This window comes from Methanobrevibacter filiformis, assembly GCF_001639265.1.
Classification (GTDB): Archaea; Methanobacteriota; Methanobacteria; order Methanobacteriales; family Methanobacteriaceae; genus Methanacia; species Methanacia filiformis.
Window position 1 is genome coordinate 1 of record NZ_LWMT01000044.1, and the last position, 6,649, is coordinate 6,649.

11 protein-coding genes are annotated in these 6,649 nt (G+C 28.5%); 1 reads left to right on the forward strand and 10 read right to left on the reverse strand.

Annotated elements, in window-relative coordinates; all coding sequences use genetic code 11:
• Positions 1–122: 122 nt before the first annotated feature.
• The 10 genes from MBFIL_RS01680 to MBFIL_RS01725 form a co-directional block, all read right to left on the reverse strand.
• Positions 123–983, reverse strand: a complete 861-nt coding sequence (locus MBFIL_RS01680) for a respiratory chain complex I subunit 1 family protein (RefSeq protein ID WP_066970891.1) — start codon at positions 981–983, stop codon at positions 123–125.
• A 22-nt stretch (positions 984–1,005) separates the two neighbouring features.
• Positions 1,006–1,221, reverse strand: a complete 216-nt coding sequence (locus MBFIL_RS01685) for a DUF788 domain-containing protein (protein ID WP_066970873.1) — start codon at positions 1,219–1,221, stop codon at positions 1,006–1,008.
• 164 nt (positions 1,222–1,385) lie between these two features.
• Complete coding sequence (locus tag MBFIL_RS01690) at positions 1,386–2,060, reverse strand: proton-conducting transporter transmembrane domain-containing protein (RefSeq protein WP_066970875.1); 675 nt, start codon at positions 2,058–2,060, stop codon at positions 1,386–1,388.
• A gap of 48 nt (positions 2,061–2,108) precedes the next feature.
• Positions 2,109–2,780: an EhaG family protein gene (locus tag MBFIL_RS01695; RefSeq protein ID WP_084266257.1), complete on the reverse strand. Its 672-nt coding sequence runs from the start codon at positions 2,778–2,780 to the stop codon at positions 2,109–2,111.
• Positions 2,781–2,787: 7 nt separating this feature from the next.
• Entirely contained in the window at positions 2,788–3,297 is a 510-nt protein-coding gene (locus MBFIL_RS01700) for an EhaF family protein (RefSeq protein ID WP_066970879.1), read from the reverse strand.
• Complete coding sequence (locus tag MBFIL_RS01705; protein ID WP_066970881.1) at positions 3,294–3,554, reverse strand: EhaE family protein; 261 nt, start codon at positions 3,552–3,554, stop codon at positions 3,294–3,296. The genes MBFIL_RS01700 and MBFIL_RS01705 overlap by 4 nt, the downstream gene beginning before the upstream one ends.
• A complete protein-coding gene (locus MBFIL_RS01710; protein WP_066970883.1) occupies positions 3,555–3,824 on the reverse strand; it encodes an EhaD family protein in 270 nt (89 codons plus the stop codon).
• A gap of 71 nt (positions 3,825–3,895) precedes the next feature.
• Positions 3,896–4,144 carry a DUF2109 family protein gene (locus MBFIL_RS01715; protein WP_066970885.1) on the reverse strand — a complete coding sequence of 83 codons (249 nt, stop codon included), beginning with the start codon at positions 4,142–4,144 and terminating at the stop codon, positions 3,896–3,898.
• Positions 4,145–4,226: 82 nt separating this feature from the next.
• Positions 4,227–4,727: a hypothetical protein gene (locus tag MBFIL_RS01720; protein ID WP_066970887.1), complete on the reverse strand. Its 501-nt coding sequence runs from the start codon at positions 4,725–4,727 to the stop codon at positions 4,227–4,229.
• Entirely contained in the window at positions 4,720–5,058 is a 339-nt protein-coding gene (locus tag MBFIL_RS01725) for an energy-converting hydrogenase A subunit A EhaA (RefSeq protein WP_342667578.1), read from the reverse strand. The genes MBFIL_RS01720 and MBFIL_RS01725 overlap by 8 nt, the downstream gene beginning before the upstream one ends.
• Positions 5,059–5,430: 372 nt before the next feature.
• On the opposite strand from MBFIL_RS01725, the gene MBFIL_RS01730 reads away from it, so the two are divergent.
• Positions 5,431–6,366: an NAD-dependent epimerase/dehydratase family protein gene (locus tag MBFIL_RS01730; RefSeq protein WP_066970889.1), complete on the forward strand. Its 936-nt coding sequence runs from the start codon at positions 5,431–5,433 to the stop codon at positions 6,364–6,366.
• Positions 6,367–6,649: the final 283 nt, after the last annotated feature.

The window sequence follows — 6,649 nt, forward strand, 5'->3', positions numbered from 1 at the left end:
ATTCAATTTATATAACTAATTAAATATCCATATAATTAATTTATCAGCAATATAAGGCTCTCAAAATACTTATTTAAGAAAATAAGTCTTAACTAATTATCTATTGAATTATGGAACATCCCCTATACAGCCAATAATAACAATGAACTTCCAATTCCAACAATAGCTATTGAAACTTGAGTCATAATAGAATGATTAGGGTTTAAAATAGGAGTTATTGCATTAATTAAAGCAGTAATTGCAGTTATAGCAACCATGCCTATTATATACCATAACAATGAAATTTGTCCAAAGAACACTGTTAAAAATATCCATAGTAATACATACCAAGATATAGATTCAGATAACATCACAAATCCTCTTAAAAGACCAAAATGTTCTGTCTGATATCCAGAAACTACATCTTTTCCTTTGGTAATTGCAAATGGAGAGTAAGGAGATTTAGATAGTAATAGGACAAAAAACACTATTGCTACTAAAGGTAAGGACAATATTAAAGGTCCGTGTACAGATTGATAAGCAATTAGTTCTCCAATGTTTAAAGTACCAGTTTTAAAAAATATTACTGCAATAACTGCAAATAATGGAAGTTCAGCTGCTGCTGAGAAAACTGCCCTTACACAACTCAATTTTCCATAAGGAGAACCTGAAGAGGAACCCATATTATGCTCAACAATTTTATATACTGCATAAATAGCAAATATTAAAATTAAAGAACCATGTGTAATAGGACCTACAATAATCGCTATAATCCATATACTACATAATAAAAATGTAATAGATATATAAAAGGGTATTGCTGCAGTTTTTGGAAATGCAGTTTCTTTAAAGAAGAATTTTAAAGAATGAAGCAGATGTTGAATTACAGGAGGTCCTGGTCTAAGTTGAATTCTTGCCATGATTTTCCTATGTAATCCTAATAGAATATTTCCAAAAAGAAATGCTACTAAGAAGTTTATAATAATATTAGCCATTAAATTCATGTTACCAACAAAGAGAGAATACTCAATAACCAATAAATGGTTCTTCTCTTCTTTCCTCCTCTTCATCTTTCTTAGCTTTTGCCATAGTAATAAAACCAAATGAAAGCACAAGCAGCGGAATACATATAATAGCTATAGCATAAACTATCCAACTTATAGGGTTGAATATTAAACAATATAATATCAATAAAGCAGATATTATACATAGTATATAGCTATATATATCTAATTTTTTCATTTTCTGACACCTTAGTATTATGTATTAAACTTGTCATATATAATAATATATAATAGTTATAACATTTACTGGATTATAATTTATCTATAATTATCATTTTATATTATTCATCTCATTAATAATATCCTATATTATTCATATCATTAATAATAATTTATAGGTCATTATGTAAGAATTATTAAAATTATTTCAATTGCACGAATTGTTATGAATAAAGAACTTAAATGAATAATTAATAGAAATGGGGACCCTGGAGTTCTAAACATTTCTGCTTTTGTTGCAAAAAATGGAGCAATACCTGTTTCACCAGCTACACCAATAAGGAATAATACTGCTGAAAATATCATCATAGGAGTTATGGTTGCAATATTTGCAAGCTCAAATAAACTTAAAGTTCCAGTTGCAGCAAGCATCATTGCTCCAGCACTAAATAGAGGCAAACTTGAGATCATAGCTCCTAAACCATATTGAAAGGCTGCATCAAGAACATCCACTTGTTTAACTGCTGAAACAATACCAATATTAACTATTCCAATTAAAGCTACAAATAATATGAAATTAAAAAAATCTCCAGTGATCATAGCTCCAGCTGTAGCTAAACCACACACGATACTCAAAAATCTCCTTATTTTAAACTCAGCTAAACCTACAGAAACTGCATTATTGCCTAATGATTTAAATTTAGCTTCTATTTGAGTTTCTGTTCTACTAATAGCTATTAAACATGTGAAGACTATAACTGTAGCAAACATGAATAAGTGAAATGGAGTTACATATAAAACAATATCTCCTAAAGGAATCGTTCCAAATAAACTACCACCTAGTGTTGTAATATCCATTTTAATCATCTATTCGTTTATTAATTTAAATTTAAAGATCAATCCTAATTATTCTCTTTTATATTCTTCTCTCATCAATGTACCAATTAAACCTAGTTTTGAAGCTACTTTAAGTAACAATCCGCAAGCAGCCATAAATAGAGAGAGTAACCAATACTCAGGAGCTATAAAAAATAATAAGAATCCAACTATCCATAAACACCAAGCTAAACCTGACACTGCCCCAATACCATCAATTACTAACACTGGAAGACCTCTTGATTTTTTAGAGAAAATGTACAATAATATTCCAGCACCTGCTACAGCACCACCAGTAAAACCTGTTAAAAAGACACCATAACCAATTAGCACAAGAGATAAAAAGTTAGGAGCAGTTGTCATGATTTCCATATCACTTACAATTGGAAGTGGAAGTAAACTTGAACTACCATTATTTTTTCTCATTTCTCTAGAAACCAATATTTCAGAAATTGCCATTATCTCTGCAAGCTCTACAACAAGTCCAGGTAATATCAATGCTTCAGCTAAATCTGTTCCAGTTGCTCCAACTACAACAAGCATTGAAAGTCCAACAATATCAGTAAGTATTAATATGTGGATATCTTTTTTTGCAATAGCTATTCCCATAAGCCCAATAAAGGCTACGATGAATCCTGTATATACTGCAGGAGCATACCATGACAAGAAAATATCTGGAACAAACTGTGGAACTAATTCTATAGCCATATTAGTCATTCTCCTCTAATTTAACTTCATCAACATCATCCTTTCGTCTCATTGTGAAATTAATACCTATCCATGAAGCTATTATAAAAGACATCATTAAGATAGTAGATTCAAGTATTGTATCAAAGCCTCGAGTATAATATAATATTTCATCAATCAAACCACCAGGAGAAGAATAAATTGAAGTACCAAAATAGGGTGAAGCATTTCTAACACCATCTGCTATTGGAGACATGTAAGAATTTACCATTCCAAGTGACTTAGAGTTATTTGGATATTGAGCTTTAGTAATTCCTGGTGACTTTAAAATTTCACCACCCCTATCATAAGGAGCTATTGAATCTCCTGCAAGCATTTGTTCTTGAGGAGCAGGTCTTGGATAAACTTGATCATTATTTAAAGCAATCGGAGTTATAAGTCCAATAAGAAGAAACAGCCCTAAAACTACTGAAAAAATTTTAGGAATTCTTCTAGGACAAGCCAATTTATTTAAAATTTCTCCAATTTTCAAGTGTCTGCCCCCATTTCTTCTAACCTAGTAATAACTCTAAGCAAAAGTAAAGAAGTTATAACACTTGTAGTCATAAAGGTTAAAACAGCTAGTGTATGATTATATGTAAGCAAAATTAATGAAACACCAATTGCAGCAACTTCAGTATTTAATGTTCTAACAATAGGATCATTAACTTTTGGACCTAAAACTGTTCCTAAACTTCCAAGAATAGCTAATAAGCACCCACTATAAAACCATATATTTAACTCCATCATTTAGCTATCCTCCAAGTTCTTTTGTCTTATTTCAGTTATTTTTATAACAGAAAGCAGTAATACAATTATAGAAATTGGTCCAATTAAAGCAATGATAAAAGCAACATCTAAGTATCTAAATGAAACTACAGCTGCGAAAAATCCTGCTTCCATTAGCGAAAACATTAATATTTTATCTAACGGTTTAACTAACCCTATTACTCCGATTGCACCTATAAACATTAAAACAACAGATATAGTGGTTAGATTTATGAAATCTAATGGATTCATCATTTCACCAATTAAATTTTAAGTATAACATTAATTTTAAACAATTCAATTAATAAGTAATTCAATAATTTTTAACTTAATATAACCTCATTTTTTAATCTATTTAAAGAATATGCAATAGCATTAGAGGATATAGTAGATGTTACAAAGAAAGTAATAGCTACAATTAATCCAAAGGGAGTATTTATGTAAATAGCTATTAATGCTGAAAGAGCAAAATCAATTACATTAACATACAGCATCTTTTCTGCCCTATTATTGGTTATAAGCACTCTTATAGCCATTAAAATTATAATAACTCCAATAATTTCTTCTATCATGACATCTACCTAACTAATTAAATATATGAAGCAATATTAAACATATAAAGTGACTGAAAAATTTGATTAATAATATAATATTTTAATTAATATTAGTTTCTTTTCCCATTTTTTGGGCAATTTTTCCAAGTAATTTAGAAGACCAACTGTGATTAATTCCTTGAATAGTAGTAATAGCTATTACCATTCCAACAATGAATGTTTCTGGAGTAATTCCAATGAAAGATAACAAGACAACCCAAACAGTGGCAGTTAATGCACCTATAGTGCCAGCATACCCTGGATCTGCACATAGCCTATTTCCAATGTAAATTAAAAATGCTGCGAGTATACCTCCATTGACTCCAAGTAACATTACTCCTATTGGAGCAAGTAATGTTCCTGCAGAAGCATCTGGAGAACATAATATATTACCTTGGAAGAACCCACCAGATAAATTTCCGCCTCTTTTTTCTATATCTCGACCAATAATCCCTGCACCTTTAACACCTGGAACTTCAGGTAGTCCAAAATATGTGTCAATCAAAACAAAGTTTATCCAAGCTATAATAGCTGCAATAATTATGCCAATTATTTCATTCATTAATATCTCCTACAGAAGGTTCAGGAAAAACATAATTAAATAAATATTTCATGAAAAATGATGAAACAACACCTGTTATAATAGCTAACGCTAATCCATTATAAATCCAGTAAAATTCAGCAGAATAACAAAGAGCTAACAATCCAAAAGCTATTATTGGAGTTGGAAATACTGCACTTTTTGTCCAAGAAAATCTTCGTGGCTTTTCTGGAACTAAAGGTAATCCTAAGCAAATAGCTATTCCCATTGAAATTATTACAGAAATCAAATAATTTATTAAAAGGTACATCTCATTAACATGAATAATCATGTTAAATAAATATAATACCATAATATATAAATGTTGCTTTTTGGACTCATGAATTAATTTTTTTTAAAAGAAATTAATTATTTAACTATCCAAAAATCAAACAAAACCCTAAAATTATTTTATATTTTGTATTAGAAATTAAAAATCAAAAATATGAAAATCTATGAAAATCTATGAAAATCTATATCTACATTAACAACAACATAAAATTAATTAACAAATTGTTACAAATTAAAGTAAATATAAATTAAAAAAAGCATTTAATCAAACTAAGATATAAAACTATAGTTTATATTAAACCAATAGAGGTTAAATCAATAGTATTGATTACATTCCTTAAATTAATTATAAATTTAAATACAAATATTTAAATACAAATATAGAGGAGATATAATGAAGAATAAAAATATTGTTGTTACTGGAGGTCTAGGGTTCATCGGATCACATATTGTAAACAAATTAGTAGATAATAATAAAATTACAATTATTGATGATAAATCTTCAGGAAAAATAGAAAACCTTGACAATCCTAATCACAAGAACATAGAATTAATCGAAAAGAATTTAAACAAATGTGATTTAGATAAAATCCTAAAAAACAAAGATTATGTCTTTCATTTAGCTGCAATGGCAAGTGTACCATTAAGTGTTGAAGAACCTTTCCTTTGTAACGAAAATAATGTAGATGCTACTGTTAAATTACTAATAGCCTGTAAAAATCAAAATATTAAAAAAATTATTTTCTCTTCCTCATCTGCAGTTTATGGAGAAAATCCAAATTTACCCTTAAAAGAAACAGAAACCTTAAATCCAACATCCCCTTATGCTGCCTCAAAAGCTACTTGTGAATTATATTGCAAAAGTTTTACTGAATCCTATGGTCTTGGAACAGTATGTCTTAGATATTTCAATGTATTTGGACCTAAACAAAACCCTAACTCACAATATGCAGCAGTTATTCCAAAATTCATTGATGCTATAATAAATAACAATCAACCAATAATATATGGTGATGGAGAACAAACCAGAGATTTTATATTTATTGAAGATATTGTAACTGCAAACATAATGGCTGCTAAATCCAACTATAATGGAATTTTAAATGTTGCTTCAGGAAATAAAATAACAATTAATCAATTATACAAAGCCATAAAAAAAACATTGCAAGTAGATATAGATCCAAATTATCTACCTGAGCGTTTAGGAGATATAAAACACTCTTTAGCCAATGTAGATAACATGAATAAAATTAATTTTAAAGTGGATCCTAATTTATTTGAAGAACAATTAAAGACTACTATTAAGTGGTTTAAAAACAACAATAAATAAATGATTTTAATCTAATTAATAATATAGCCATAATCCTATTAATAATGAACGTATACTAGTACCATACTAATAACACCTACTTAGTAAATTAAATGTGTTTATTTTAATTAATTTTATAGTACGATACCTATTTTTTGACAATATTTATATAGTATAGGAGTTTATCCATAATTAAAATAAAGGTTTATGATTGTTGGATATGGTTTTAGATGTTTTTTAGTTTTTGTTTTAGTTTTTTGGTCTATTTTTTGTGTTTTAGTTTTAAACTTTTTAAATGTGTTTT

Coding starts and splice junctions, on each gene's coding strand:
- MBFIL_RS01715 (WP_066970885.1), bottom strand. CDS start 4,144: ATGATAGAAGAAATTATTGGAGTTATTATAATTTTAATGGCTATAAGA.
- MBFIL_RS01680 (WP_066970891.1), bottom strand. CDS start 983: ATGAATTTAATGGCTAATATTATTATAAACTTCTTAGTAGCATTTCTT.
- MBFIL_RS01710 (WP_066970883.1), bottom strand. CDS start 3,824: ATGAATCCATTAGATTTCATAAATCTAACCACTATATCTGTTGTTTTA.
- MBFIL_RS01720 (WP_066970887.1), bottom strand. CDS start 4,727: ATGAATGAAATAATTGGCATAATTATTGCAGCTATTATAGCTTGGATA.
- MBFIL_RS01725 (WP_342667578.1), bottom strand. CDS start 5,058: ATGGTATTATATTTATTTAACATGATTATTCATGTTAATGAGATGTAC.
- MBFIL_RS01690 (WP_066970875.1), bottom strand. CDS start 2,060: ATGGATATTACAACACTAGGTGGTAGTTTATTTGGAACGATTCCTTTA.
- MBFIL_RS01705 (WP_066970881.1), bottom strand. CDS start 3,554: ATGATGGAGTTAAATATATGGTTTTATAGTGGGTGCTTATTAGCTATT.
- MBFIL_RS01685 (WP_066970873.1), bottom strand. CDS start 1,221: ATGAAAAAATTAGATATATATAGCTATATACTATGTATAATATCTGCT.
- MBFIL_RS01730 (WP_066970889.1), top strand. CDS start 5,431: ATGAAGAATAAAAATATTGTTGTTACTGGAGGTCTAGGGTTCATCGGA.